Origin of the sequence: Dermacoccus abyssi, from assembly GCF_003515945.1 — a bacterium.
Classification (GTDB): domain Bacteria; phylum Actinomycetota; class Actinomycetes; order Actinomycetales; family Dermatophilaceae; genus Dermacoccus; species Dermacoccus abyssi.
Window position 1 is genome coordinate 181,499 of the sequence record NZ_QWLM01000003.1, and the last position, 26,415, is coordinate 207,913.

At 68.3% G+C, this 26,415-nt stretch carries 25 protein-coding genes and 1 pseudogene; 7 read left to right on the forward strand and 19 right to left on the reverse strand.

Features of this window, described 5'->3' with window-relative positions; translation table 11 throughout:
• Nucleotides 1-2: 2 nt before the first annotated feature.
• A complete protein-coding gene (ispG, locus tag D1832_RS03910) occupies nt 3-1,154 on the reverse strand; it encodes a flavodoxin-dependent (E)-4-hydroxy-3-methylbut-2-enyl-diphosphate synthase (protein WP_047312006.1) in 1,152 nt (383 codons plus the stop codon).
• 103 nt (nt 1,155-1,257) lie between these two features.
• On the opposite strand from ispG, the gene D1832_RS03915 reads away from it, so the two are divergent.
• The gene (locus tag D1832_RS03915) at nt 1,258-1,998 is read left to right on the forward strand and encodes a pirin family protein (protein WP_118912700.1); all 741 of its coding nucleotides are present in this window, start codon (nt 1,258-1,260) and stop codon (nt 1,996-1,998) included.
• A 14-nt stretch (nt 1,999-2,012) separates the two neighbouring features.
• On the opposite strand, the gene D1832_RS03920 is transcribed toward D1832_RS03915, so the two are convergent.
• Together D1832_RS03920 and dxr are read right to left on the reverse strand one after the other, a co-directional pair.
• Nucleotides 2,013-3,335, reverse strand: coding sequence for a M50 family metallopeptidase (locus D1832_RS03920; RefSeq protein ID WP_118912701.1), 1,323 nt, complete (start codon nt 3,333-3,335; stop codon nt 2,013-2,015).
• Nucleotides 3,335-4,531, reverse strand: a complete 1,197-nt coding sequence (dxr, locus tag D1832_RS03925) for a 1-deoxy-D-xylulose-5-phosphate reductoisomerase (protein WP_118912800.1) — start codon at nt 4,529-4,531, stop codon at nt 3,335-3,337. The genes D1832_RS03920 and dxr overlap by 1 nt, the downstream gene beginning before the upstream one ends.
• 128 nt (nt 4,532-4,659) lie before the next feature.
• Between dxr and D1832_RS03930 the strand changes: the two genes are divergently transcribed.
• Nucleotides 4,660-5,091: a hypothetical protein gene (locus tag D1832_RS03930; RefSeq protein ID WP_118912702.1), complete on the forward strand. Its 432-nt coding sequence runs from the start codon at nt 4,660-4,662 to the stop codon at nt 5,089-5,091.
• Between the two features lie 45 nt (nt 5,092-5,136).
• Complete coding sequence (locus tag D1832_RS03935) at nt 5,137-5,454, forward strand: transcriptional regulator (RefSeq protein WP_241510854.1); 318 nt, start codon at nt 5,137-5,139, stop codon at nt 5,452-5,454.
• A gap of 229 nt (nt 5,455-5,683) precedes the next feature.
• On the opposite strand, the pseudogene D1832_RS03940 reads toward D1832_RS03935, so the two are convergent.
• Nucleotides 5,684-7,062, reverse strand: a pseudogene (locus D1832_RS03940) (L-serine ammonia-lyase).
• A gap of 112 nt (nt 7,063-7,174) precedes the next feature.
• On the opposite strand from D1832_RS03940, the gene D1832_RS03945 reads away from it, so the two are divergent.
• Nucleotides 7,175-8,416, forward strand: a complete 1,242-nt coding sequence (locus D1832_RS03945; RefSeq protein WP_118912704.1) for a saccharopine dehydrogenase family protein — start codon at nt 7,175-7,177, stop codon at nt 8,414-8,416.
• 3 nt (nt 8,417-8,419) lie between these two features.
• Here the strand turns inward: D1832_RS03945 and D1832_RS03950 are convergent, their stop codons facing one another.
• A complete protein-coding gene (locus D1832_RS03950) occupies nt 8,420-10,330 on the reverse strand; it encodes a propionyl-CoA synthetase (protein WP_118912801.1) in 1,911 nt (636 codons plus the stop codon).
• 69 nt (nt 10,331-10,399) lie between these two features.
• On the opposite strand from D1832_RS03950, the gene D1832_RS03955 reads away from it, so the two are divergent.
• Entirely contained in the window at nt 10,400-11,497 is a 1,098-nt protein-coding gene (locus D1832_RS03955) for an LOG family protein (RefSeq protein ID WP_118912705.1), read from the forward strand.
• A gap of 12 nt (nt 11,498-11,509) precedes the next feature.
• Here D1832_RS03955 and purU read toward each other — a convergent pair whose 3' ends face one another.
• From purU to rpsB, 8 genes are all read right to left on the reverse strand, one after another.
• Nucleotides 11,510-12,373, reverse strand: coding sequence for a formyltetrahydrofolate deformylase (purU, locus tag D1832_RS03960; protein WP_047311998.1), 864 nt, complete (start codon nt 12,371-12,373; stop codon nt 11,510-11,512).
• Between the two features lie 117 nt (nt 12,374-12,490).
• Nucleotides 12,491-13,654, reverse strand: a complete 1,164-nt coding sequence (gene rlmN / locus D1832_RS03965; protein ID WP_047311997.1) for a 23S rRNA (adenine(2503)-C(2))-methyltransferase RlmN — start codon at nt 13,652-13,654, stop codon at nt 12,491-12,493.
• Nucleotides 13,655-13,675: 21 nt separating this feature from the next.
• Entirely contained in the window at nt 13,676-14,554 is an 879-nt protein-coding gene (locus D1832_RS03970; protein ID WP_118912706.1) for a phosphatidate cytidylyltransferase, read from the reverse strand.
• 25 nt (nt 14,555-14,579) lie between these two features.
• On the reverse strand, nt 14,580-15,140 hold the full coding sequence (frr, locus tag D1832_RS03975) for a ribosome recycling factor (protein ID WP_047311995.1): 561 nt from the start codon (nt 15,138-15,140) through the stop codon (nt 14,580-14,582).
• Between the two features lie 43 nt (nt 15,141-15,183).
• Nucleotides 15,184-15,939 carry a UMP kinase gene (gene pyrH, locus D1832_RS03980; protein ID WP_047311994.1) on the reverse strand — a complete coding sequence of 252 codons (756 nt, stop codon included), beginning with the start codon at nt 15,937-15,939 and terminating at the stop codon, nt 15,184-15,186.
• Between the two features lie 74 nt (nt 15,940-16,013).
• A complete protein-coding gene (locus D1832_RS03985; protein WP_182434650.1) occupies nt 16,014-16,910 on the reverse strand; it encodes a D-hexose-6-phosphate mutarotase in 897 nt (298 codons plus the stop codon).
• Between the two features lie 195 nt (nt 16,911-17,105).
• Nucleotides 17,106-17,930: a translation elongation factor Ts gene (gene tsf / locus D1832_RS03990; RefSeq protein WP_047311992.1), complete on the reverse strand. Its 825-nt coding sequence runs from the start codon at nt 17,928-17,930 to the stop codon at nt 17,106-17,108.
• A gap of 117 nt (nt 17,931-18,047) precedes the next feature.
• On the reverse strand, nt 18,048-18,971 hold the full coding sequence (rpsB, locus tag D1832_RS03995; RefSeq protein WP_047311991.1) for a 30S ribosomal protein S2: 924 nt from the start codon (nt 18,969-18,971) through the stop codon (nt 18,048-18,050).
• 333 nt (nt 18,972-19,304) lie between these two features.
• Between rpsB and D1832_RS04000 the strand changes: the two genes are divergently transcribed.
• Nucleotides 19,305-20,480, forward strand: a complete 1,176-nt coding sequence (locus tag D1832_RS04000) for an aminotransferase class I/II-fold pyridoxal phosphate-dependent enzyme (RefSeq protein WP_118912708.1) — start codon at nt 19,305-19,307, stop codon at nt 20,478-20,480.
• 81 nt (nt 20,481-20,561) lie between these two features.
• Entirely contained in the window at nt 20,562-21,110 is a 549-nt protein-coding gene (locus D1832_RS04005) for a M23 family metallopeptidase (protein ID WP_118912709.1), read from the forward strand.
• A gap of 7 nt (nt 21,111-21,117) precedes the next feature.
• On the opposite strand, the gene D1832_RS04010 is transcribed toward D1832_RS04005, so the two are convergent.
• The 6 genes from D1832_RS04010 to D1832_RS04035 form a co-directional block, all read right to left on the reverse strand.
• Complete coding sequence (locus D1832_RS04010) at nt 21,118-22,095, reverse strand: tyrosine recombinase XerC (protein ID WP_118912710.1); 978 nt, start codon at nt 22,093-22,095, stop codon at nt 21,118-21,120.
• Nucleotides 22,096-22,143: 48 nt separating this feature from the next.
• Nucleotides 22,144-23,295: a DNA-processing protein DprA gene (gene dprA, locus D1832_RS04015; RefSeq protein WP_118912711.1), complete on the reverse strand. Its 1,152-nt coding sequence runs from the start codon at nt 23,293-23,295 to the stop codon at nt 22,144-22,146.
• Nucleotides 23,292-24,824: a YifB family Mg chelatase-like AAA ATPase gene (locus D1832_RS04020; RefSeq protein WP_118912712.1), complete on the reverse strand. Its 1,533-nt coding sequence runs from the start codon at nt 24,822-24,824 to the stop codon at nt 23,292-23,294. Before D1832_RS04020 ends, dprA begins: the two co-directional genes overlap by 4 nt.
• Nucleotides 24,821-25,219 (reverse strand): YraN family protein, encoded by a 399-nt coding sequence (locus tag D1832_RS04025; RefSeq protein WP_118912713.1) that lies wholly within the window; start codon nt 25,217-25,219, stop codon nt 24,821-24,823. The genes D1832_RS04020 and D1832_RS04025 overlap by 4 nt, the downstream gene beginning before the upstream one ends.
• 127 nt (nt 25,220-25,346) lie before the next feature.
• Entirely contained in the window at nt 25,347-25,667 is a 321-nt protein-coding gene (locus D1832_RS04030) for a DUF2469 domain-containing protein (RefSeq protein WP_047311985.1), read from the reverse strand.
• Entirely contained in the window at nt 25,664-26,407 is a 744-nt protein-coding gene (locus tag D1832_RS04035) for a ribonuclease HII (protein ID WP_118912714.1), read from the reverse strand. The genes D1832_RS04030 and D1832_RS04035 overlap by 4 nt, the downstream gene beginning before the upstream one ends.
• Nucleotides 26,408-26,415: the final 8 nt, after the last annotated feature.

Here is a 26,415-nt window from a genome sequence, read left to right on the forward strand (position 1 = left end):
CGTCAGCTGACGGAGACCGAGGGCGCGCCGCCCTCGGCGTCCTCGCCCATCTCCTCGGCGATGCGCATGGCCTCTTCGATGAGGGTTTCGACGATCTGCGACTCGGGCACCGTCTTGATGACCTCACCCTTGACGAAGATCTGGCCCTTGCCGTTGCCGGAGGCGACGCCGAGGTCGGCCTCACGGGCCTCGCCCGGACCGTTGACGACGCAGCCCATGACGGCGACGCGCAGCGGCACCTCCATGCCTTCGAGGCCCTTCGTCACCTGCTCGGCGAGCGTGTAGACGTCGACCTGCGCACGGCCACAGCTGGGGCAGCTCACGATCTCGAGCTTGCGCGGCTTGAGGTTGAGCGACTGCAGGATCTGGTTGCCGACCTTGACCTCTTCGACCGGCGGGGCCGACAGGCTGACGCGGATCGTGTCGCCGATGCCGCGCGAGAGCAGGGCGCCGAACGCCGTGGCGGACTTGATCGTGCCCTGGAAGGCGGGGCCGGCCTCCGTGACGCCGAGGTGGAGCGGCCAGTCGCCGCGCTCGGCGAGCATCTCGTAGGCGCGCACCATGACGACCGGGTCGTTGTGCTTGACCGAGATCTTGAAGTCGTGGAAGTCGTGCTCCTCGAAGAGGCTCGCCTCCCAGACGGCCGACTCGACGAGCGCCTCAGCGGTCGGCTTGCCGTACTTCTCGAGCAGACGCTTGTCGAGCGAGCCGGCGTTGACGCCGATGCGGATGGAGACACCCGCGTCCTTCGCCTCCTTGGCGATCTGCTTGACCTGGTCGTCGAACTTGCGGATGTTGCCCGGGTTGACGCGCACACCTGCACAGCCCGCCTCGATGGCGGCGTAGACGTACTTGGGCTGGAAGTGAATGTCGGCGATGACGGGGATCTGCGCCTTGCGAGCGATGGCGGGCAGCGCCTCCGCGTCGTCCTGGCTCGGGCAGGCCACGCGCACGATGTCGCAACCAGACGCCGTGAGCTCGGCGATCTGCTGGAGCGTGGCGTTGATGTCCGTCGTCGGCGTCGTCGTCATCGACTGCACGGAGATGGGTGCGTCACCACCGACGTCGACCTTGCCGACCTTGATCTTGCGGGTCTTGCGGCGGGGCGCGAGGACAGGTGCGGGGGCCGAGGGCATCCCAAGAGAAACCGGCATGCGCCAATCCTAAGCCTGCCGACAGGATGCCCGCTCCCCGCCGGCTGGGAATCGCCTCTGCCCGGCGGACGTTGGCCCGAACGTGACGACCCCTCAGCCTCTGATGCGTCTGTACCCGGCGAGTGAGCGCTCGGAGCAGCGCGTCGACGGGATGCTCGGGCGCTTCTCCTTCCCGTTCGCGGGCAACTTCGACCTCGCCAGGTACGCGCACGGCGCACTCCTCGTGCACAACGACGACATCATTGATCCGGGCGGTGGCGTCGACCCGCACCGCCACAGCGAGATGGAGATCGTCACGTGGGTCGTCGAGGGCGAGGTTCGCCACAGCGACACCGCCGGGCACACCGCGCACCTCACCGCAGGCATGATGCAGCGCATGAGCGCGGGCACCGGCATCCTGCACTCCGAACTCAACCCGAGTGACTCAGACCCCGCGCGCGTCGTTCAGATGTGGGTGCCGCCGGACACCCCGCGCCTTCGCCCTGCCTACGCGCAGCGCCACCTGAGTGACGCGCTCGACGAGGCCGCGCAGGAGGGCCGTGCCGTGACCGCGCTGTCCGGGCGTGAGGGCGAGGAGCCGGGACTCGGCATCGCCAACCACTGGGTGGCCCTCGACATCGCCAGAGTTCTACCCGGTCGCGAGGTCTCGTTTGCTGCCGCGCCGCACACGCACCTCTACGTCACGCGAGGCGCACTCGAGGTGAGGGCCGACGACGTCGACACCTCGATCGAGGCGGGCGAGGGTGATGCCGTGCGCGGCTCGTGGACCGGCGCCCTCACGGCGCGTTCGGCGAGCGACGACGTCACCGAGGTGCTCGTCTGGCGGATGCACGCCAACTTCTGAGCGGTACGTCCCGATCAGTTGAACGTGATCGGCTTGACGACGTCGGCGTAGATGAGCAGCACCGACATGCCGATGAGCAGGATCGAGACGGCGTACGCGATGGGCAGAGCCTTGGTCACGTCGGCGTAGACCGGCCCGGTGATCCCACGAGCACGGGCGATGGGGCGCTTGATCGCCTCCCACAGGGCACCCGCGATGTGGCCACCGTCGAGGGGCATGAGCGGGATGAGGTTGAAGACGAAGAGCGCCAGGTTGAGCGAGGCCAGGAGATTGAGCAGCAAGAGCACCTTTTGCCCGAGCTCCACCTGCTTCGACTCCGCCACATCACCGGCGATGCGCGTGACACCGACGACGGAGATCGGGCCGTTCGGGTCGCGCGCCTCGTCACCGAACGCCGCCTTGACGACGCCCTGCATCTTGGAGGGAATGTTGAGCACGACGCCGGCGGTCTGCTTGAGGCTCTCGCCGAGCATCGGCAAGGCGGCCGCCGGGTTGTCGCGCTGAAGGGTGACCTGCCCGATCGACAGCCCGACGAATCCGGCGTCGACCATGACGTCCTTGCCGGTGGCGTCGGTGACGGGGTCGCCCTTTCCGTCGAGCTTGACGACCTTCGTCGTCTTGGTGGTGACGGTGAGCGTGACGTTCTTGCCGTCACGCTCCACGACGAACGGAATGGGCTTGTCGCCATTTTCCCGAATGACGCGCGTGGCGTCGCGATTGCTCGAGACCTTCTGACCGGCGACGGAGACGATCTCGTCCCCGAGCTTGATGCCGCTCGAGGCGGCCGGTGCTTCCTGACCGGCGGGGCACTCCGCGCCGTCGGCGACCTTCGTCAGACACGTGGTGAGCGAGGTGACCTTGGTTCCGGCGAGCTTGGGCATGCCGACGCCGGAGACCATGACGACGAGCACGACGGCGGCGATGACGAGGTTCATGAACGGCCCGCCGAACATGACCGTGACCTTCTGCCATGTCTTGAGCTTGTAGAACACACGGTTCTCGTCGCCGGGGCGCATCTCCTCGTACGACTGCTCACGCACCTCGTCGGCGAGTTGGGTGAAGCGGCCGGTCGACGAAGCCCGCACGGTGCCTTCGGGATCGCCCGCCTTCGGTGGATACATGCCGATCATGCGCACGTAGCCACCGAGCGGAATGCCCTTGATGCCGTACTCGGTCTCCTTTCCGTGGCGCGACCAGATGGTCGGGCCGAAGCCGATCATGTACTGCGGCACGCGCACGCCGAACTTCTTCGCGGGCAGCATGTGCCCGCATTCGTGCAGGGCGATCGAGAGCGCGACGCCCACGACCATGAAGAGCACACCGGCGAGGAACAACATCAGCGGGCCACCTTGTCGATTGCATCGTGGGCTGCGGCTCGTGCCCACGTCTCGGCGGCGAGGACGCCGTCGACGTCGAGTTCACCACTCGTTGCTGTGTGTTGCCCGACGACCTTCTCCACGGTGTCGACGATGTCGAGGAACCCGATGCGCCGATCGTGGAAGGCCTCGACGCACTCCTCGTTCGCGGCGTTGTAGACCGCCGGATAGGTGGCCCCGGCGGCGCCGACCTCACGCGCGAGGCGCACGGCGGGGAACGCCTCGTCGTCGAGGGGTTCGAAGGTCCAGTTCATGGCCTTGGTCCAGTCGATCGGCCTTTCGACGTCAGGGATGCGGTGCGGCCAGTCGAGCCCCATGGCGATGGGCACGAGCATCGTCGGCAGACCGAGTTGAGCGACAACCGCGCCGTCGTGGAACTCGACCATCGAGTGGATGTACTGCTGGGCGTGCACGACCGTCTCGACCCGCTCGATGGGGATGTCGAAGAGCAGGTGCGCCTCGATGACCTCGAGGCCCTTGTTGACTAGGGTGGCCGAGTTGGTCGTGATGACCCTGCCCATGGCGAAGTTGGGGTGCTTGAGCGCCTGCTCGGGCGTGACGTCGCCGAGTTGCTCGCGCGTCATGCCGCGGAAGGGGCCGCCGCTGGCGGTGACGACGAGCTTGCGCACCTCGTGCGCGGCGCCGGAGGTGAGCGACTGTGCGATGGCCGAGTGCTCGGAGTCGACCGGAACGATCTGTCCGGGCTTCTCGAGCTTCTTGACGATCGGTCCGCCAACGATGAGCGACTCCTTGTTCGCGAGCGCCAACGTGCTGCCCGCTTCGAGGGCGGCGACGGTGGGGCGCAGGCCGATGGAACCGGTGATGCCGTTGAGGACCACGTCGGCTCCGACACCGGCCGCGCGGACGGAGGCGTCGTCGCCGACGACGACACGGCTGACCGCGCGCTTGCCCGTCGCCTGGGCGGCATCGGCGATGAGGCTCTCGAGCTTCGCCCGGTCACCCGCTGCGATGCCGACGAGTTCGACGTCGCACTCGACGGCCTGCTGTGCGACGAGCTCGAGGTCGCGTCCGCCCGCGCTGAGCGCGACGATGCGGAAGCGCTCGGGGTTGGCCCGGACGATCTGGCACGCCTGAGTGCCGATCGAGCCGGTGGAACCGAGGAGGGAGACGGTGCGCTGCGTTGTCACGTCATCCATTGTGACGGACGGCTCCGACAATCCCCCACCGACGATGCCGACGCCTGCCGTCCGCGCACCACCGATTTCGAGGCACACACTTTCCATATCGGAAAGTCAGGGGCGAACTTTCCACCATGGAAATTCACATGGAAGCTCAGGAAGCCCTTCGGGACGTGCAGCTGCCGCGTGAGCGCACGGCCGATCGTCTCGTCACGCCGGGCCGCTGGTACCCCCCCCCCCCCCCACGCTGGCTTGCCGTTGCCGCCGTGTGCCTCGCCGTGGGTCTCGGCACGTCGGCCACCGGCGTGGCGGTCATGCTCGTGGTGTGCCTTCTCGCCGCAGCGACCATGGGCGCTATGGTGCGGACCTACCGCGATCGAACGAACGTGTGGCTCGGTCCCGCCCAGGCACGCGGCTCGGCGCGACACTGGTGGATCGGCTACGTCGTCGTCCTCGTCGCGTGCATGGCTGTAGCCGTTTTGCGCGGCGCGTTCGACTGGAGTTACGGCGTGAACGTCGTCGCAGCGGCGGTCGCGTTCGTTGCCACGGTCGTCATGGGACGACGAGGCTCTGCGTGACGGGATCCGTTCGGGCGGCGTGCAGGCGGCGTCGCGTTGAGCGCTGTGGCGTTCGACGAGGTGATTCACGCGCCGATCCGGTTGCGCATCTGCGTCATGTTGGCGCCGGTCGCCAGCGCGGGGTTCCAGGGTCTGCGCGAGGATCTGGACGTGGCGGACAGCGTGTTGAGCAAGCACCTGAAGACGCTCTCGGAGGCGGGCTACGTTTCGCTGCGCCGCGAGGGGGCGAAGGGCAAGCGGCCGACGACGTGGGTGACGCTCACGAAGGCGGGCCACCAGGCCCTGAACCGCCACCTCGCGGCCCTGGAGGAGCTAGCAGCCCAAGCCTCGACAAGCACATCCGCGACATCGTCAACGCCCTGACCACGAACAAGGTGACCACGGCAAAATAGCCAGCCAAAGAACGGAAGCCGCAACACTCTTCGGAAACAGCACCACGCTGGAAGCGGACCCGTCGAGCGACTGAGTGAGCGAACCGACCGCCGAGCTTGCGAGGCGGAAGGTCGCTCACTCAGTCGCGAAGACGCCCGAAGCGCCGTCGCACCGAGACAGGCCCCCCAGGGCCTGGCCGGAAGACGGCGCAAGGGAGGACTCAGCACTCGATGACGTTCACCGCGAGCCCGCCGCGGGCCGTCTCCTTGTACTTGATGCTCATGTCGCGGCCGGTTTCGCGCATCGTCTTCATGGCCTGGTCGAGGCTGACGGTGTGTTTGCCGTCGCCGCGCTTGGACAGGCGCGCGGCGTTGATGGCTTTGACGGCTGCGATGGCGTTGCGCTCGATGCAGGGAATCTGCACGAGGCCGCCGACGGGGTCGCACGTGAGGCCAAGGTTGTGTTCGATGCCGATTTCGGCGGCGTTCTCGACCTGTTCCGGGTTTCCGCCGAGAACTTCGCAGAGCGCTCCGGAGGCCATGGCGCAGGCGGAGCCGACCTCGCCCTGGCAGCCGACCTCGGCGCCGGAGATGGAGGCGTTCTCCTTGAAGAGGATGCCGATGGCGGCGGCGGTGAGCATGAAGCGCACGATGCCGTCGTCGTCAGCGCCACGCACGAAGGTCGTGTAGTACTTCAGCACCGCGGGGATGACGCCCGCGGCGCCGTTCGTCGGTGCGGTGACGACGCGGCCGCCGGCGGCGTTCTCCTCGTTGACGGCCATGGCGAACAGGTTGACCCAGTCCATGATGTCGAGCGGGTCGACGTGGTCGCCGGGGCGACCTGGGCGTTGAGGGCGCGACGGATCGCGGGGGCGCGGCGCGGGACCTTGAGGCCGCCGGGCAGCGTGCCCTCGGTGGAGAAGCCGTTCTCGATGCACTGGTCCATGACGGACCACAGGTGCAGCATGCCGGCGCGCACCTCGTCGGCGGAGCGCCACGCGAGTTCGTTGCGCAGCATGACGTCGCTGATCGACAGACCCGTGCGCTCACACACGGCGAGCAGTTCCTTGCCGGTGGAGAACGGGAGCTCGACCTGCGTTGTGTCCTGGACGACGCGGTCGGCGCCGAGGGCGTCCTCGTCGACGACGAAGCCGCCACCGATGGAGTAGTAGACGCGCTCGACGAGGGTGTTGCCGGCGTCGTCGAGGGCGCGGGCGATCATGCCGTTGGGGTGGCCGGGCAACGTCTTGCGACGGTGCAGCACGAGGTCTTCGTCGTCGAGCGGAAGCTCGCGCGTGCCGCCCAACATGATGCGGTGCGACTCCTTGACCTCACGGAAGCGGTCGTCCGCAGTGTCGGTGTCGACCGTCTCCGGGTCCTCCCCCATGAGTCCGAGGACGACGGCCTTGTCGGAACCGTGGCCGTGGCCCGTCTGCCCGAGCGAGCCGCAGAGTTCGACCTGCACTCGGGCCGCGTCGTCGAAGTGGCCTTCGCTTCGCAGGACGTCGAGGAAGCGTGCGGCTGCCCTCATCGGGCCGACGGTGTGTGAGGAGGAGGGCCCGATTCCGATCGAATAGAGCTCGAATGCGCTCAGTGCCATGCGCCACCATCCATCATGCGGACAGATTGGCACACATCTCGGGCGGATTCCCAGTTGAGACGAATCACGAGGCAATCGGCCTCGCCGCAGGCGAGCCGGTAGGCTCTACGACATGACCTCAACAGATCGTGAATTCGACGTAATTCTTTTCGGCGCAACAGGATTCGTCGGGGAGCTCGTAGCCGCAGACCTGGCCGCCCACGCACCCGCCGACACCCGAATCGCCCTTGCCGGGCGCACCCGCTCCAGAGTTGAGACGGTCCGCAACTCGCTCGGTGCCGACGCCGAGGAGTGGGGCATCGTCGAAGCCGACTCCTCGGACGAGGCATCGCTACGCGCTCTCGCCGAGAGCACCCGTGTCGTCATCTCCACCGTCGGCCCGTACGCGCGTTACGGCTTGCCCCTCGTCGGCGCCTGCGCCACCGCGGGCACGCACTACGTCGACCTCACCGGTGAGGTGCTCTTCGCCCGCGACTGCATTGACCACTACGACGAGGCGGCCCGGGCCTCGGGCGCCCGTATCGTCAATTCGTGTGGTTACGACTCGGTGCCGTCCGACCTGGCAGCCTTCCTCACCGCGCAGACCGCCCGTGACGCCGGCGACGGCGACCTCGGGGACACCACGGTCTACGCCTCGATGAAGGGCGGGATGAGCGGCGGCACCGTCGCCTCGGCCATTCAGCAGGCCGACGACATGGCCTCGCAGCCCGAACGCCGCAAGATCGCGGGCGACAAGTTCTCCCTCTCCCCCGATCGCGCCGCCGAGCCCGAGGGCGAGTACAAGGACTCGCTCAAGGTCGGGTACTCGGACGACGTCGAGGCCTGGACGGCGCCCTTCGTCATGGCCTCCTACAACACGCGCATCGTGCGCCGCAGCAACGCCCTGTTCGGCCACGGATACGGCAAGACGTTCCGCTACCGCGAGGTGATGAAGGCCGGAGCCGGCCTCAAGGGACGCCTGCGCGCCTACGCCATCGCGGGTGCCCTGGCGGGCGGTTTCGCGGCGCTCGGCAGCCAGAAGGCTCGCCCGATCGTGGAACGCCTCGTGCCCAAGCCGGGCAGCGGGCCGGACGAGAAGTCCCGCGTCAACGGCTTCTTCCGCATGGACCTGCGCACCACCACGACGACGGGCGCACACTACCGCGGCATCGTGGCGGCACAGGGCGACCCGGGGTACAACGCCACCGTCGTCATGCTCGCCGAGGCCGCGCTCACGCTGGCCGAAGGCGACCTGCCGCAGCTGCCGACCGGCGCGGACGGCGGAGTGCTCACCCCCGCCGTCGCGCTCGGCATGCCCTACGTCGAGCGACTGCGGGCGCGCGATTTCACGCTCACGGCGACGAAGCTGGCCTGAGCCTCAGGCGTCGCGGGGGCCGAGCACTCCGGACAGGGCGTCCAGCACGCCCGCGTCCTCGATCGTGCCCGGCACCTGCGGCGTCTCGCCGTCGGCCATCTGGCGCATCGTCTTGCGCAGGATCTTGCCCGAACGGGTCTTGGGCAGCGCCTGGACGACGTCGACCGCGCTCAGCGATGCGAGTGCACCCACCTCGTCACGCACCCGCGTCCGCAGTTCGTCGACGAGCGTCTCGATCTCGGCGTCGCTGAACTCGCGTCCCGACTTGAGCACGACGAGGGCCCGCGGCACCTGCCCCTTGAGCGGGTCGGCCACACCGATCACGGCGCACTCGGCCACGGCCGGGTGCCCCGCGAGCGCCGCCTCGAGCGAACCCGTCGAGAGGCGGTGACCGGCGACGTTGAGCACGTCATCGGTGCGGCCCATGATCCACACGTACCCGTCCTCGTCGATGTACCCGCCGTCACCGGTGAGGTAGTAGCCGTCGAAGGCGGACAGGTAGGAACTGACATAGCGCTCGTCGTCCTGCCACAGCGTCGGCAGCGTGCCCGGGGGAAGCGGCAGCTTGATGCAGACGGCGCCCTCGGTGTTCGGCTCGAGCACCGCTCCGTCCGGGGAGAGCACCTGGACGTCGTATCCCGGGCTGGGCTTCGTCGCCGAACCGGGCTTGGCCTCGAAGGTCTCGATGCCCGTGGGGTTCGCCACGATCGGCCAGCCGGTCTCGGTCTGCCACCAGTTGTCGACGACGGGAACGCCGAGCTTCTCGTGCGCCCACGTGTAGGTGTCGGGGTCGAGGCGTTCGCCCGCGAGGAACAGCGTCCGAAGCGTCGAGATGTCTCGTTCGGCAAGGAGCTCCGCGTTCGGGTCTTCCTTCTTGATGGCCCGAATGGCGGTGGGGGCGGTGAACAGGCCCGCCACCTTGTGTTGCTCGATGACGCGCCAGAAGGCTCCGGCGTCGGGCGTGCCCACCGGCTTGCCCTCGTAGAGCACTGTGGCGAGGCCCGCGAAGAGCGGCGCGTAGACGATGTAGGAGTGCCCCACGACCCAGCCGACGTCGCTTGCCGTGAACCAGACGTCGCCGGTGCGCATGCCGTAGATGTTCGCCATCGACCACGTGAGCGCCACGGCGTGACCGCCGTTGTCGCGCACGATGCCCTTGGGGCGACCGGTGGTTCCGGAGGTGTAGAGCACGTAGAGCGGATCGGTGGCCTCGACGGCGACGCACCCGGCGGGCTGCACCGCGCCCGGCGCCATGACCTTCTCCCAGTCGAAGTCGCGCTCGCCCATCTCGGCCTCGTACTGCGGGCGCTGGACGATGACGCAGTGGGACACCTCGTGCGTCGCCTTCTCGAGGGCGGCGTCCAGCATCGGCTTGTACTCGACGATGCGTGTGCGCTCGACGCCGCAGCTGGCCGACAGGACGACCTTCGGCTGCGCGTCGTCGATGCGGGCAGCGAGCTCGGATGCCGCGAAGCCACCGAACACCACGGAGTGCACGGCGCCGACGCGGGCGCACGCGAGCATCGAGATGACCGCCTCGGGGATCATCGGCATGTAGATGACGACGCGGTCGCCCTTCTCCACGCCGAGGGCCTGGAGCACACCGGCCGCACGGGCCACCTCATCGAGGAGCTGCGCGTACGTGAAGGTGCGCACCTCGCCGGTCACGGCGCTGTCGTGGATGAGCGCGAGCTCGTCGGCATTGCCTGCGATGACGTGACGGTCGAGCGCGTTGTAACAGGTGTTGAGCCGGGCCCCGGGGAACCAGCGGTAGAGCGGGGCGCTGCTCGAATCGAGCGCCTGCTTCGGCGGCGAGATCCAGTCGACGCCCCGGGCAGCCTCGAGCCAGAAACCCTCGGGGTCGTCGATGCTGCGCTGGTACGCCTCGGCGTAGGTCACATCGTTGTCGGCCATGAACACATCCTGCCCGCCGCCAATGGGTTACGCGTGAGTTCGTCCCGACGTTTGTGCCAAGGTTGGCGCATGCTTCGCGAAATCCATTCGGCGGCCGAGCTCGACGAGGCCCTCGACGGTTCCGTCAGCCTCGACGGCTTCCGACTGCAGAACGTCGACCTGAGCGGTTCGGCCGGCACCCGCCTGCGCGAGGCGGCGGACCGCTTCGACGGCCTCGTCGTGCTGGGCGGTCAGGTACCGGGCGATCTCGCCATGGATCTCACGCGCCGGGGCGCCATCATCTTTCCGGCGGACCCCGGCGCGCCGGTGGACGCCTATCGTCACGCGCTCTACTCCCCCACCGAGCTGTACGACGGCCTGGAGCCGTCCGGGTACGAGGCGACTCCCGACGCCCGCGCCTACGCGTGGTTCGGTGAGTGCGCGGCCCGTCACGACGCCTACGCGACAGCGCTGCGAGCGCTCCACGACGACTCGATGCGCGACGCGCTCCAGGAGGCCCTCGACGGTCGGCGCACGGTCGGCATCATGGGTGGGCACGCGATGTCACGTGACGAGGCTGCCTTCCTGGAGATCGCGCACCTTGCGCGGCGTCTCGCGGAAGCAGGCCTCGTCGTTCTGACCGGCGGCGGACCGGGCGCGATGGAGGCGGCCAACCTCGGCGCCGCGGATCGCACGGGGCGACTCGACGAGGCCCTCGACGTCGTGGCGCAGGTGCCCTCGTTCCGCCCGGACATCGGCGCGTGGGCGAGCGCAGGATTCCGCGCGAAGGAGCTGCTCGGCTCGGGCGACGACCTGCGCAGCGTCGGCATCCCGACGTGGTTCTACGGCCACGAGCCGCCCAACGTGTTCGGTGATGCCATCGCCAAGTACTTCTCGAACGCGCTGCGCGAGGACGACCTCCTCGCGGGTTCGAACGACGCGGTCGTCGTCCTCGAGGGCGCAGCCGGCACGGTGCAGGAGATCTTCCAGAGCGTCACGCCGCTCTACTACGCCCCCGACGACGCGCCGCTGCCCGACCTCGTCCTGGTCGGGCAGCGGCAGTGGACCGAAATGGTTCCGGTGTGGCCGGCGCTCACAGCGCTGAGCGAAGGCAAGCGATTCGCCGAACACCTGCACCTCGTCGAGACGCCGGGTGAGGCGCTCGACATCGTGCTCGCGCGGGCCTGACGTGACGAGCGATCAGGCGAAGACGACGGTACGGCGTCCGCGCAGTACCACGCGGTGTTCGACGTGCCACATGAGAGCACGCGCGAGCGCCATCGCCTCGAGTTCTTGACCCGCGGTCGACAGCTGGGCGGGCGTCATGCGGTGGTCGACGCGGCGGAAGTCCTGCTCGATGATCGGCCCCTCGTCGAGGTCCGCCGTCACGTAGTGCGCCGTCGCACCGATCACCTTGACGCCGCGCTCGTGCGCCTGCGTGTACGGCTTGGCGCCCTTGAAGCTCGGCAGGAGCGAGTGGTGGATGTTGATGACGCGCCCTGACAGGCGCGCGCACAGGTCCTCCGAGAGCACCTGCATGTACCGCGCGAGCACGACCGTGTCGGCCTTCGTCTCCTCGATGATGCGCAGGAGCTCCGCCTCGGCCTGCGGCTTGGTCTCCTTCGTCACCGGCACGTGGTGGAACGGCAGCCCGTACCACTCGGCGACGCCCCGGAAGTCCTCGTGGTTGCTCACGATGGCGACGACGTCGATGGGCAGCTGTCCCGTGGAGACACGGAACAACAGGTCGTTGAGGCAGTGCCCCTGCCTGCTCACCATGAGCACGACCCGCTGACGTTCGCTGGCGTCGTGCAGACCGAGCGTCATGTCGAACTCCTCGACGACGCGCGCGAACGACTCCCGCACCGTCTCGACATCCGTGGGCTCCCCCTGGCGTGTGAGGTGCATACGCAGGTGGAACTCCCCCGACGTCGGGTCGGCGAACTGCTGGCTGTCGGCGATCGACAGGTCGTTCTCAAGCGCCACCCCGGAGACGGCATGCGTGATGCCGGTGCGGTCGGGGCAGCTGACGGTGAGGACGAACTCGCGTCCGGCTTCGCTCATGGGGTCTTCTTCGATCGATCTGACGAGGTTGCGGGTCAGCGTAACCTCGGCCCGGCTATGGCCGGGAGGGCGTCTCGCGAGCCTTCCTCAGCGCGGCTCGCGGATGATCCGCGTGACTCAGGCCGTGCTTGCGGCCAGCTGACCGCACGCGCCGTCGATGTCGGAACCGCGGGTGTCACGCACCGTCGTCGGGATGCCCCCGGCGCGCAGGCGCTCGACGAAGTTCTGCTCGACGCCCTTGCGCGACGCCGTCCACTTCGACCCCGGCGTCGGGTTGAGCGGAATCGGGTTGACGTGCACCCAGCCCTTGCCGCGCGCGTTGAGCTTCTTGGCGAGCAGGTCAGCGCGCCAGCCCTGGTCGTTGATGTCCTTGATGAGGGCGTACTCGATGCTGACGCGCCGGCCGGTGGTCTTGAAGTAGCGGTAGGCCGCATCCAGCGCCTCGTCGACGCTCCAGCGCGTGTTGATGGGCACGAGTTCGTTGCGCAGTTCGTCGTCGGGCGCATGGAGCGAGAGCGCCAACGTCACCGGGATGCCTTCCGCGGCGAGCTTGTCGATGGCCGGCGCCAGCCCGACGGTCGACATCGTGATGCCGCGCGCCGACATGCCGAGGCCCTCGGGGGCCGGGGCCGTGAGGCGCTTGATGGCGTCGATGGCGCGGCGGTAATTGGCGAGCGCCTCCCCCATGCCCATGAACACGACGTTGCTCACGCGCAGCGGGTGCTCGCGGTCCTCCTCCTCGAGGCCGGGCAGTTCGCCGGAACGAAGGAGTCGGGCACCGGCGACGACCTGCTCGACGATCTCGGCCGTCGAGAGGTTGCGGGTGAGGCCCTCCTGGCCCGTGGCGCAGAAGGGGCAGTTCATGCCGCAGCCGGCCTGGCTCGAGATGCACATGGTGACGCGGCCCGGGTAACGCATGATGACGCTCTCGACGAGCGCACCGTCGTGGAGGCGGTGGACCTGCTTGAGCGTGTTGCCGCCGTCGGCGACGAGCGTCTTGACACTCGTGAGCAGCGGCGGCATGAGACCCGAGACGATCTCCTCGCGGCCGGCCTTCGGCAGATCCGTCATCTCGGCCGGGTCGGCGACGAACCGCTCGAAGTAGTGCGTCGAGACCTGCTTGGCGCGGAAGGCCGGAAGCCCCAGCTCTTTCGCGAACGCCTGACGACCGGCGAGGTCGAAGTCGGCGAGGTGCTGCGGCGGCTTGCCCCGGCGGGGTGCGGTGAACGTCAGCTGCCCCGGCGCAGGCCGGGTCGTGGGCGTGGGAAGGTCAGTGGTCATCGAAGGTCTCCTTCGCGGGGGTCACGCGGCGAACGCGGTGAGCACGGCCCACGTCACGGGCGCGGCGAGCACGAGCGAGTCGAGGCGGTCCATGAGGCCGCCGTGGCCGGGGATGAGGTTGCTCATGTCCTTGATGCCGAGGTCGCGCTTGATCATCGACTCGCACAGGTCGCCGGCCGTCGCGGCCACGACGACAGCCGAACCGAGCAGGATGCCCACCCAGAAGGGAGCGTGGAGCACGAGCGTCACCGAGAGCACGCCCACGACGACGCAGCTCGCCCATGACCCGGCGAAGCCCTCCCAGGACTTCTTCGGGCTGACGGTAGGTGCCATCGGGTGCTTGCCGAGCATGACGCCGGCGGCGTACCCGCCGATGTCGCTGCTGATCGTCACGAGGATGAAGACGATGATGCGGCTCACGCCGTCCGGAGCATGGAGGAGCATCATCGCGAACGACACGAGTGCCGGGACGTAGAGGGCGATGAACGCGGCCGCCGCCGTGTCGGCGGCGTCCTTGTTGGCGAGCGCCCCCCACAGGATGAACACGAGCACGCTGCCGACGAGCGCGGCCAGCATGGCCGACGGACCCATGACGTAGGCCGCCACGGGAATGACGGCGGCCGCGACGAGCGTCGGCGCCCAGGAGGGGCGGAAGTGGCCCGACGGCATGACCCGCAGCAGCTCGTGCGTGCCGATCACCGACGCCGTCGTCGCGAGGACGACGAACAGCTCCTTGCGGACGAAGAGCGACACGAGCACGAGCCCGCCGAGAACGAGCGCAGCCAACACTGCGGCCCGCAGGTCACGGCCGGCCTTGTTCTTCTTCGGAGCCGATGCGGGCGCAGCAACCGACCCCGCGCCGGGTGGCGGCGGGGTCGGTGGTGTTGCTGATGCAGGCATCGGGCTTTCGAGGACGAACTCGAGGTCAGACCTCGAGAAGCTCGGATTCCTTGCCCTTGAGGAGCGCGTCGATCGTGTCGACACGCTTCTTCGTCAGAGCGTCGAGGTCCTTCTCGGCGCGTGCGCCCTCGTCCTCGCCGATCTCCTTGTCCTTGACCAGCTTGTCGATGTCCTGGTTCGCCTTGCGGCGCACGTTGCGGACGCTGACGCGGCCGTTCTCGGCCTTGTCCTTGGCCATCTTGATGTAGTCCTTGCGGCGCTCCTCGGTGAGGGCGGGCAGGATGCAGCGGATCTGGTTGCCGTCGTTGCTCGGGTTCACGCCGAGGTCGGAGTCGCGCAGCGTCTTCTCGATCTCGGAGATGGCCGACTTGTCGAACGGAATGATGAGGATCGTGCGCGCCTCGGGCGTCTGGAACGACGCGAGCTGCTGCAGCGGCGTCGGAGCGCCGTAGTAGTCGACTGTCAGGCGGTTGAACATGGCGGCGTTCGCACGGCCGGTACGGATGGACGCGAAGTCCTCCTTGGCGGCGTCGATCGCCTTGTCCATCTTCTCCTCGGCCTCGAGGAGGATCTCGTCAATGTCCATGGCTTCGCTTCCGTTCGTCGTTTCTCTCGATCGCACGCCCGAATCAGGACGCGGCGACCAACGTTCCGATCTTCTCACCCTGCAGAGCGCGGGTGATGTTGCCTTCGCCTTCCATGCCGAACACGACCATGGGCAGCTTGTTCTCCATGCACAGGCTGAACGCGGCGGCGTCGACGATCTTGAGACCGCGCGCCAGGGCGTCCGCGTGCGTGACGGTGTCGAGCTTGACCGCCTCGGGGTTCTTGCGCGGGTCGTCGGAGTAGACGCCGTCGACGCCGTTCTTCGCGACGAGCACGGCGTCACAGTGCGTCTCGAGCGCACGCTGGGCCGAGACGGTGTCGGTGGAGAAAAACGGCATGCCTGCACCCGCGCCGAAGATGACGACGCGGCCCTTCTCCATGTGACGGATCGCCCGGCGCGGGATGTACGGCTCCGCGACCTGCGTCATCTCGATGGCGGACTGCACGCGCGTCTCGATGTTCTCCTTCTCCAGGAAGTCCTGAAGAGCGAGGCAGTTCATCACGGTGCCGAGCATGCCGATGTAGTCGGCGCGGCTGCGGTCCATGCCCTTCTGCTGCAGTTCGGCGCCGCGGAAGAAGTTGCCTCCACCGACGACGACCGCGACCTGGACGCCGGAGCGGACGGCCGGAGCGATCTGACGGGCGATCGCACGCACGACCTCGGGGTCGACGCCGACACTTCCGCCGCCGAAGACCTCGCCCGAGAGCTTGAGCAGCACTCGCGTGTAGGGGGTGCGCGTCTCGCCGGTGACCGGCTGACCGCTCGGAATGTCGCTCATTTCGCCTCCTGGCAGGCTCTCGGACATGCGTCGAGCAATACTTTCACACGCGTCACGGCCAGCGGAAACGAGCGTCACTCCCCCGGCGCATAGGTGGCCCGCATGGTGCGGGAGGTTCCGGGCGCCAAGGTGACGGCGTTGTCGCGCACGTTCGCCGTTTCGAGACAGACGAAGCCCGGCCACGCGTCATCGGGGACGTCGCCCATGGCCGAGGCCTTCTCGATGTGCGGATTCCAGACGACGACGTCACCGCTGCCCTCGCGGGTCAACGTCAGCAGGCTGCGTGCGGCGTCGTCACGCGGCACCAGGCGCAACGGGGCGTCCTCGAGGTGGACGATCGAGTCGACCTCACCGTCGAACACGACGGCACCGTCCTGGGTGTGGGTGCGCCCTGTGAGCTGGTCGAGCACCGAGGCACCCACGGCGCCCTCGAGGGCGACCTGCCGTACGTCGGCGACCCTGAGGTAGGTGTGCAGGGCCGCCTCGACCGTGACGTCCACGGAGCCCTCGTTGACGGCGCCCAGCTCGAGGGCCAAGGCTTCCCCGAAGGTGACCACGTAGCGTGCCACGAGCCCCTCCGGCCAGTGGTCACCGCCCGGGGCACCCGCGACATCGGCATGCGACAACTCGAAGTGCAACCGCACGGTCTTCGCATCCTCGTCCGCCTCCACGAGACGCCACGGCACCACACGCGCCGGACCGTGCGACGGCTTCATGTCACCCGAAACACCCGACCCGAACCAGGGGAAACAGACCGGCACGCCACCACGGATCGCCGACGCGCCTGCCTTCGCAAGAGGGCTCATCCACAACATCTCGTCCCCACCGACAGGGACGAAACTCGTGACGTGCGCTCCGTGCAGCTGAACCACACCCGACGAGCGGGTGCCGTCGACCCGCAGAGCATCGCCGCCGTCGAGGCCGTCGATGCGGGCGACAGAAGCGGGGAGTTCGGCGATGAAGTCGCTCACGGGGTCACGGTAACGGATGGGGTTGAGCACTGGGCATGACAAAGCCCGCTCCCTGCCGCGTGGGCTGGGAGCGGGCTGAGTCTGTGCGGTCACCAGTCAGACGCTATTTTTCTGGCGTCTGACTGCGCACTCGGCTTCGGCCGCCGACGGAGCTCGCTAGCGCTCGCCACGTCGACAACCTTCGCCTCCTGCTTGTCAGACGCCGACCTTAAAGCGAAGGAAGCCCTTCACCTCTGCACCGGCCTCCTCGGCCACCTTGGCGACCGACTTCTTGGCGTCCTTGGCGAACGGCTGCTCGAGCAGCACGTTCTCCTTGAAGTAACCGTTGACACGGCCTTCGATGATCTTCGGCAGAGCAGCCTCCGGCTTGCCCTCCTCCTTGGCAGTGGCCTCCGCGACGCGACGCTCGTTCTCGACGACGTCAGCGTCGATCTCGTCACGCGTGAGAACCGAGGGGGAGAACGCGGCCGTGTGCATCGCGATGTCACGCAGCGTCGTCTCGTCGCCGGAACCGGCCACCAGAACACCGATCTGAGCCGGGAGGTCCGGGCTCGTCTTGTGCAGGTAGGAGACGACGACGTCGCCCTCGAGGCGACCGACGCGGTTGACGACGATCTTCTCGCCGATCGTGGCGTTGGCTTCGTTGAGGACGTCCTCGACGGTCTGGCCGTTCATGTCCGACTTGAGCAGTTCCTCGGCGTTCGTCGCCTTGACGGCAACGGCCTGCGCGAGGACCTGGTCGGCGAGGGTGATGAACTTGTCGCCCTTGGCGACGAAGTCCGTCTCGCAGTTGATCTCGACGAGGGTGCCGACGCCACCCTCGACCTTGGCCGTCACGAGACCGTTGGAGGCCGAGCGGCCCTCACGCTTCGTGACGCCCTTGAGGCCCTTCACGCGAAGGATCTCGGTGGCCTTGGCCTTGTCGCCCTCGGCCTCGTCTAGAGCCTTCTTGACGTCCATCATGCCGGCGCCGGTTGCTTCGCGCAGCGCCTTGATGTCAGCGGCGGTGTAGTTCGCCATGTTTTTCGCTCCTCGGTGAGTCGAAAGAATGCTGTGGTGGTGCTCGGTCACCCGCCCGCCGTCACTCTGGTCGAGAGCGACGGCGGGCGGATGACGAAGCGGTGAAGGTCTGGAAAATCAGGCCTGCGAGTCGGCGATGGCCTGAGCCTGCTTCTCCTCGGCCTTGGCCAGAGCAGCGGCCTCTGCGGGGTCCTTCGTCGCGGCGGCGGCCGTCGAGTCAGCAGCTTCCTTGACGGACGTGGGGCCCGTCTCGGTGTCGGTCTTCGCAGCGGCGTCCTCGGAGGCGAGAAGCTCACGCTCCCACTCGGCCATCGGCTCGTTGGTCGTGGCGGCGTCGCCCGACTTGCCCTGCGAGCGAGCCATGAGACCGTCGGCAACGGCGTCGGCGATGACGCGCGTCAGCAGCGTGACGGAGCGGATCGCGTCGTCGTTGCCCGGGATCTTGTAGTCGACCTCGTCGGGGTCACAGTTGGTGTCGAGGATCGCGATGACGGGGAGGCCGAGCTTGCGGGCCTCGTCAACCGCGAGGTGCTCCTTCTTCGTGTCGACGATCCACACGGCGGAGGGAACCTTGCTCATCTCACGGATACCGCCGAGGACGAGCTCGAGCTTGGCCTTCTCACGCGAGAGGAGCAGGAGCTCCTTCTTCGTGTAGCCGGAGCCGGCAACGTTGTCGAAGTCGAGGGTCTCGAGCTCCTTCAGACGCGTCAGGCGCTTGCTGATCGTCTGGAAGTTGGTGAGCATACCGCCGAGCCAACGGTGGTTGATGTACGGCATGCCGACGCGGGTGGCCTGCTCGGCAATGGACTCCTGAGCCTGCTTCTTGGTGCCGACGAACAGGATCGTGCCGCCGTGGGCGACCGTCTGCTTGACGAACTCGTAGGCGTCGTTGATGTAGGTCAGCGACTGCTGCAGGTCGATGATGTAGATGCCGTTGCGCTCCGTCATGATGAAGCGCTTCATCTTCGGGTTCCACCGACGGGTCTGGTGTCCGAAGTGGACGCCGCTCTCGAGGAGCTGGCGCATGGTGACGACGGCCATGCCGAAGTCCCCTTTCATTTAGAGGTTTCAGTTCTTGCAGCCGGATTGCTGCCCTGGTGACCCGATCGACGGCCGCCGGCCCCATTCCCCTCGCACAGGTTCACGGTGTCGGACTGCTGGACGTCGACCTCGCTCCACGCGCGGCCCGTTACCGGGTCGCGCCTTCGCGAAGAAGGTCACGCGAATTCGTCTCGTGAGCCTCGCTCCTCTTCGTCAACCCACCGGGGCGAGTGAACGCATCCGAACGTGGACACACAAGACGTGCCTCCAGCTTACCGGTTGGGTTGCCCCGCCAAGAAATCGGCCCGGTTGCCGGTCGGCTACGGTGAGGCGATGACCGGAAAGCGCTCTTCCATCACTGCTCCCGCGGGCGGAACGATCTTCGCCCGGATGACTCAGTTGGCCGCCGAGACCGGCGCGGTCAACCTCGGCCAGGGCTTCCCCGACTCCGACGGCCCCGCCACGGTGCGCGACACCGCGATCGAGGCGATCAACGGTGGCCACAACCAGTATCCGCCGGCGCGGGGCACCGGCGAACTGCTCGCCGCCATCGCCCGGCACCAGCAGCGGTGGTACGGGATCGAGCTCGACCCGGCGTCCGAGATCCTCGTGACGACCGGCGCCACCGAGGCCATTGCGGCGTCGGTGCTCAGCCTCGTCTCCCCCGGCGACGAGGTCGTCATGTTCGAGCCGTACTACGACTCGTACGCCGCCATGGTGGAGCGCGCCGGCGGTGTGCGCCGAACGGTGCCGCTGCGTTTCCCCGACTTCGCCGTCGACGAGGCCGCCCTCGAAGCGGCCTTCAGCGAGCGCACGGCCGTCGTGCTGCTCAACACGCCGCACAACCCGACGGGCAAGGTGTTCACCCGCGAGGAGCTCGCGTTCATCGGCGAACTGGCGACGCGTCACGACGCGATCGTCATGTGCGACGAGGTGTACGAGCACCTGGCCTTCGCGCCCCACGAACACGTGCCGATGGCGACGCTGCCGGGCATGGCCGAGCGAACCCTCACCTTCGGCTCGGGCGGCAAGACGTTCAACACGACGGGCTGGAAGATCGGCTGGGTCACCGGCCCGGCCGACCTCGTCGCCGTCGTCAACGGGGCGAAGCAGTACGTCACCTTCGGTACCGGCACTCCCCTGCAGCTCGGCATCGCGTCGGGTCTTGAGATGTCCGACCATTTCTTCACCGGGTTGCGCGAGGACATGGCGCTTCGACGTGACGTGCTCGCCGACGGTCTGCGCGCTGCCGGCTTCGACGTCGTCGTTCCGCAGGGTGGCTACTTCGTCCTCGCTGATGCCGCTCCGCGCGGCGTCACGGACGCTGAGCAATACGCGCTGGAGCTGCCGGAGGCGGCGGGCGTGGTTGCTGTTCCGGCGTCCGTGTTCTGTGACGACGCCGAGGCGAGCGGCATGGCGAGTGTCATGCGTTTCGCGTTCTGCAAGAAGCGTTCCACGATCGACGAAGCCGTGACGCGGCTTGTGGACACATACGGCCAGCGCGCCTGAGGGGCCTCTCGAACAGACATTTCCACAGGGCACCAGTTGCTCAGCTGCCGGTGAGCAGGGCAGGCAATCGAAGCTGAGGGCATGTCACCTGCCCGCCTTCGTCCTGCGCTCGTCGGCGCCGTCGTCGTGCTCCTCGCGAGCAACGCAGCAGCGTCACCGCCCACTCGGGCGCCGGTGCCCGCGGCTCAGAGCAGCGCTTCGACGAGTGACGTAGTTGCTCCGTCCGAGCGGTTTGCCTGGCCTGTCGACCCGCACGTTGTCACGCGGCGGTTCGACCCTCCCGAGGTGAAGTGGGGCGCGGGCCACCGCGGTGTCGACCTTGCGACGACGCAAGGCACGTCGGTCAAGGCGCCCTCAGATGCCACTGTGACGTTCGTCGGCACGATCGCGGGACGTCCGGTCATCACGTTGCGCCATCCGGAGGGGTTCGACACGACGTACGAGCCGGTGGCGGCGGACGTCGAGCGCGGTGCCCACGTGAGCAGAGGCCAGGTGATCGGCAAGATCACTTCCGGCGGTCACTGCGAGAAACGCTGCCTGCACTGGGGGTACAAGGTGGCCAAGGACGCCTACCGCGATCCGCTGACGCTCGTCTCCGGTATCCGTCCCGTGCTGCTGCCGCCGCTGTGAGCGGCGATCAGGCCCGAGGGTGCGCCTGGACGTAGCCCGCGCGCAGACGCTCAGCCGACACGTGGGTGTAGATCTGCGTCGTCGACAATGAGGCGTGCCCGAGATACTCCTGCACCGTTCGCAGGTCGGCGCCGCCCTCGACGAGGTGCGTCGCGGCACTGTGGCGCAGACCGTGGGGCGCGAGATCGGGTGCTCCCTCGACGGCTGACGTGGCGGCGTGGACGATGCTGCGCACCTGGCGCTGGTCGATGCGCCTGCCGCGCACGCCGAGAAACAGAGCCGGGCCGGAGGCGGGTTGCGCGAGCGCGGGACGCCCCGTCGATCGCCAGAGGCGCAGCGCCGTTTCGGCCGGCGCGCCGTAGGGCACCATGCGTTCCTTGCGACCCTTGCCCATGACACGGACGAGTCGATTCGTCTCGTCGAGGCTTGCTTCGTCGAGAGCCACGAGTTCGCCGACGCGCATCCCCGTGGCGTAGAGGAGCTCGAGGACGGCGGCGTCACGGAGCGCCACGGCGCGCGTCGTCGGATCGCTCTCGCCGCCCGCCCTCTCGGCTGCATCGCTGGAGCGCGTCTCCCCGGTACCTCCAGCACTCGTCCTGTCGCGCGCGGCGTCGAGGATCTGCGCGGCTTGCGACGCCTGCAGCACGTCCGGCAGCGACGCGTGCCGCTTCGGCGCCGTGAGCCGAACCGACGGATCCGTCGCCATGACGCCCTGCTTCTTCGCCCACCGACAGAAGGTGCGCGCGCTCGAGACCCGGCGGGCCACCGTCGTGCGTGATGCGCCGCTCTCACTGACGCCCGCGAGCCATCCGCGCAGGTGGGTGAGTGTGAGATCGCCCCAGGAGCCGACGCCCACCTCGTCGAGGTGATGGCGCAGGCTTTCCAAGTCGCCCGCGTACGCACGCACTGTGTGGGGCGAACGCTCACGTTCTGCGCTGAGGTGATCGAGGAAGCGTTCGATCACGCTGGCGGCCGGTCCGGACATGGTTCGAGGGTAGTGCGCGACCTCCACGTCCTCGCTGCACCGACACTGTCACGCCTTGCGCCACGCACCGTCCACCTTCTCGGCCAGCCCCGCAGCGAGAAGCTCGCCGAGTGCCGTCAGCACCTCCCTGGGAGTCCTGCCACAACTCGTCGCGACGTGGTCGACGCTCGCAGCGCGGCGCACCGGCAAGGCATCCCAGACGGCGCGAGCCGTGGCGCCCACCGCATCCTCCGGTTTGACGAGCGCAGGGAGGGTGTCGCGCGTCGTCTGCTGTGCCCCGTACCCGGCCATCAACTCGATGACGTCGTCGGCCCCGGTGACGAGCACCGCCGCGCCGTCGCGCACGAGCTCGTGGCAGCCGGCGCTGGCGGCCGAGGTGACCGGCCCTGGCACGGCCCCGACGACGCGTTGGATCTCCTCGGCGCGCCTGGCCGTGCTGAGCGACCCCGAACGCAACCCCGCCTCGACGACCACCGTGCCCGGCGTCAGCGCGGCGATGAGTCGGTTGCGGTGCAGGAAGCGTTGCCTCATCGGAGCGAATCCGAGCGGCATCTCACTCACGATGGCTCCCTGCTCTCGGATGGCGCTGAAGAGTGCGTCATGAGCGCTCGGATAGAGGCGGTCGACCCCACCGGGCAGAACGCAGACAGTGCCGGCGTCGCCGGCGAGGGCCCCACGATGCGCCGCGGCATCGATGCCGAAGGCCCCGCCTGACACCACGGCCACGCCATGGCTGCCAACCCCGAGAGCGATCTCGGCGGCAACGCGCTGGCCGTAGTGGGTGGCCGCCCTCGCCCCGACGAGGGCGACGGAGCGCTCGCACAACGACCGCACGTCGGCCTCGCCGACGACGAAGAGGGCGTGCGGCGGCTGAGGAAGATCGTCGAGTCGCTCGGGCCAGCCGTCGTCCGAGGGCAGGAGAATGCGAGCGCCGAACGTCTCGATGCGCCGCAGTTGCTCGGGAAGGTCGAGCTGTTCCAGGCGGGCGGCGAAATTGGCGAGTTTCTCCGGGTGCGTACGCACCGCGGCGAGCGCCTCGGGGTAACCCACGCCGTCGACGAGCAGATGGGCCTTGGCATCGCGCGGTTCTGCGATGTGCGCCCACACGAGGCGGGCGAGCTGTTCGTCCTGCTCGGCTGCGTCACGCCAGGCGTGCCCCGTTCCTGACAGAAGGTCGTTGCGGGAGGTCGTCGTGGTCATGCTGCTTGCTGCCCTTCTCTCAGAGTGAGGGCGGCGTAGACGTCGTCCTTCGTGGGTTTGTCTGCGCCTCGTAGGTCGCACAGTGTCCAGGCCAGGCGCAGTGTGCGGTCGTAGCCGCGCAGGGTGAGGTTTCCGGTGTCGAGGGCGGCGTCCAGCGTTGCCGTGTCTGCCGGGGTAAGCGACCACGGCGAGGAGCGCAGGATCGAACCGGGCACCTCCGCGTTGAGCGCCAGCCCCAGTGGCGCCCAACGGCGCGCTGAGCGCTCGCGCACCTCACGTACCCGCGCGGCCACCTCCTCGCTGCTCTCCCCCGGCCCGCTCGCGAGATCGGCTCGCGTCACAGCAGGCACCTGGAGGTGGACGTCAATGCGGTCGAGTAGCGGCCCGGAGAGGCGTTTGAGGTATTCGCGTCGGGCTCGAGTTGCGCACGAACATCCCGCACCTGAGCCGGTGTAGCGCCCGCACGGGCACGGATTGCTGGCGACGACGAGCTGGAAGCGTGAGGGAAACCGCACCGATTGCTGGGCCCGGGTGATCGTGACGAAGCCACGCTCGAGGGGCTGACGCAGCGCGTCGAGCACCGTCCGCTTGAACTCCGGCGCCTCGTCGAGGAACAGCACGCCAGCGTGCGCTTCGGTAATGGCTCCGGGGCGGGGCCGTCCCGTCCCACCGCCGACCAACGCCGGCATCGTGATGCTGTGGTGGGGCGCGACGAAGGGCGCACGCTCCTTGAGCGCCTGCCCGTCGACCTTGCCGAGCACCGACTGGACGCTCGTGACGACGAGAGCTTCCTCCCGTGAAAGCGGAGGCAGGATGCTCGGCAGGCGGCTGGCGAGTAAGGTCTTTCCCGCACCGGGCGGACCGATCATCGACACGTTGTGACCACCGGCGGCAGCCACCTCGATGGCAGCCCGTGCCTCGTACTGTCCGACGACATCACGCAGGTCGCCGGTCTCCTCCGGCTCGGCCTCCTCGCCGGGTTCCGGCCACGGCAGGTCGAGCGTCTTGCCCTGGGCGCGCACGCGGTGGAAGGCGACGACATCCGACAGCGAACGCACGGGGTGCACCCGAATACCGCTGACGAGCGATGCCTCGGCTGCGTTCGCGGCGGGCACGAGCAACTCACGCACGTTGCCCGCAAGTGCGGCGACACACGCCGGGAGGACGCCGCGCACCTCCCTGACGCTGCCTTCCATGCCGAGTTCGCCGATGTGCCCCACGCGGGCGACGTCAGCCGGGTCGAGGGAACGGGTTGCCGCGAGAATCGCGACAGCCATGGCGAGATCGAGGCCGGCCCCGGACTTCTGCTCCGAGGCAGGAGCGAGGTTGATCGTGAGACGGGTGTCGGGGAACGTCAGCTCCGACTGCGTCATCGCCGAACGCAGACGGTTCGGCGCTTGTGACACCGCCGTGTCCGGCAGCCCGGAGATGACGACCTTGGGCAGCCCTTGCCCGACGCTCACCTCGACATCGACGACGAGACCGTCGATGCCGGTGACGACGACGGCCTTCGTCTTGCCGAAGCTCACAGGATCACCCGCTTGCGGTGATCGATGCGGGCCCTCTCCCCCGCCCATTCGACGCCAATGACGTCAACACGTACACCGCGTGCCCGCACCTCGTGTTCGGCGGCCCAGAGCCCGGCCAACCGCCTCAGGCGCCGATGCTTCTCCTCGGTGACGGCCTCGACCGCGCGTCCGAAGCGCAGCGAACGACGCGTCTTGACCTCGACGACGACGAGTTCGCCACCGTCAATCGCGACGAGGTCGATCTCCCCCTCACGGCAGCGCCAATTGGTGTCGACGACCTCGTAGCCGCGGTTCTCCAGGTACGCGCGAACGAGCTCTTCGCCGTCCCGCCCCAGGGTTCGGCGCGCCTCGGTCGCCGCAGACCGCGACGCCGCGGCCCTCGTGTCGTGGTCCATGTCCACCACCTCCGGGACCAGCAAAGGTCTCGGAGGTTCTACTGGTCACCTTCGAAAGCGGCGGACCTGTGGACAAGGCTGCTCGGGTGCCGAGGAGCACCCCGTGAGCGTCACATCTGTGGGCGAATCAGGTGAAGTCGGGGCCGTCGGGGATCTCGAGGTCGTTCTTCGACAGCTCCTCGACGTTGACGTCCTTGAACGTCACGACGCGCACGGTCTTGACGAAGCGCGCGGGGCGGTAGATGTCCCACACCCACGCGTCCTGCATCGTGACGTCGAAGAAGACGTCGGCGCCCTCACCACGCACCTTCATGTCGACGGCGTTGCACAGGTAGAAGCGACGCTCGGTCTCCACGACGTAGCGGAAGAGCCCGACGACGTCGCGGTATTCGCGGTAGAGGGCCAGTTCCTGCTCGTTCTCGTACCGCTCGAGGTCCTCGGCGCTCATGCCTGCGTGCTCCTCACGTCATGGTGTGCTCCGGGCACCTGCTGGTCTTCTGCCTCGGCCGCGCGGAAGGTCTTCCACGAGCGACGGTGCAACTCACACGGCCCGTGCTCGGCGATCGCCGCCAGGTGTCCGGGCGCCGAATACCCCTTGTTGATCTCCCACCCGTAGACGGGGTGGCCGGGAGCAGCCTCGGCCATCATGGCATCACGCTCCACCTTCGCGAGCAAACTTGCCCCGGCCACCGACGAGCACCGCATGTCGGCCTTGATCTGGGTGACGACCTCGGGTGCACCCCCGACGACGTCCACCGCGTCGAGAAGTCCGAGCAGGCCGACGCTCTCGGGTTCGGTGAGCCAGTCGTGCTTACCGTCGAGGATGACGACGTCGGGCGTCACCTCGAGGGCCGCGAGCGCCCGGGTGCCGGCGAGACGGAGTGCCCGTGTCATGCCCATCTCGTCGATCTCGGCAGGACTGGCGTGCCCGACGGCGCCTGCGACGGCCCATCGGCGCACCTTCGCAGCCAGCGCCGGACGCTTGGGTTCGGGCACGAGCTTGGAATCCTTGACGCCCTGCGGCACGGTGCCCGTCGTCGCGGAGACGACGCAGACGCCCACGCTCACCGGCCCCGCGAGGGCGCCGCGGCCCACCTCGTCCATGCCGGCGATCAGTGTTCGGCCGTCACGCAGCAGTTGCCGCTCGAGGCGCAGGGTGGGCGTCTTCGACGGGGTACGAACCACCACGTCAGGCC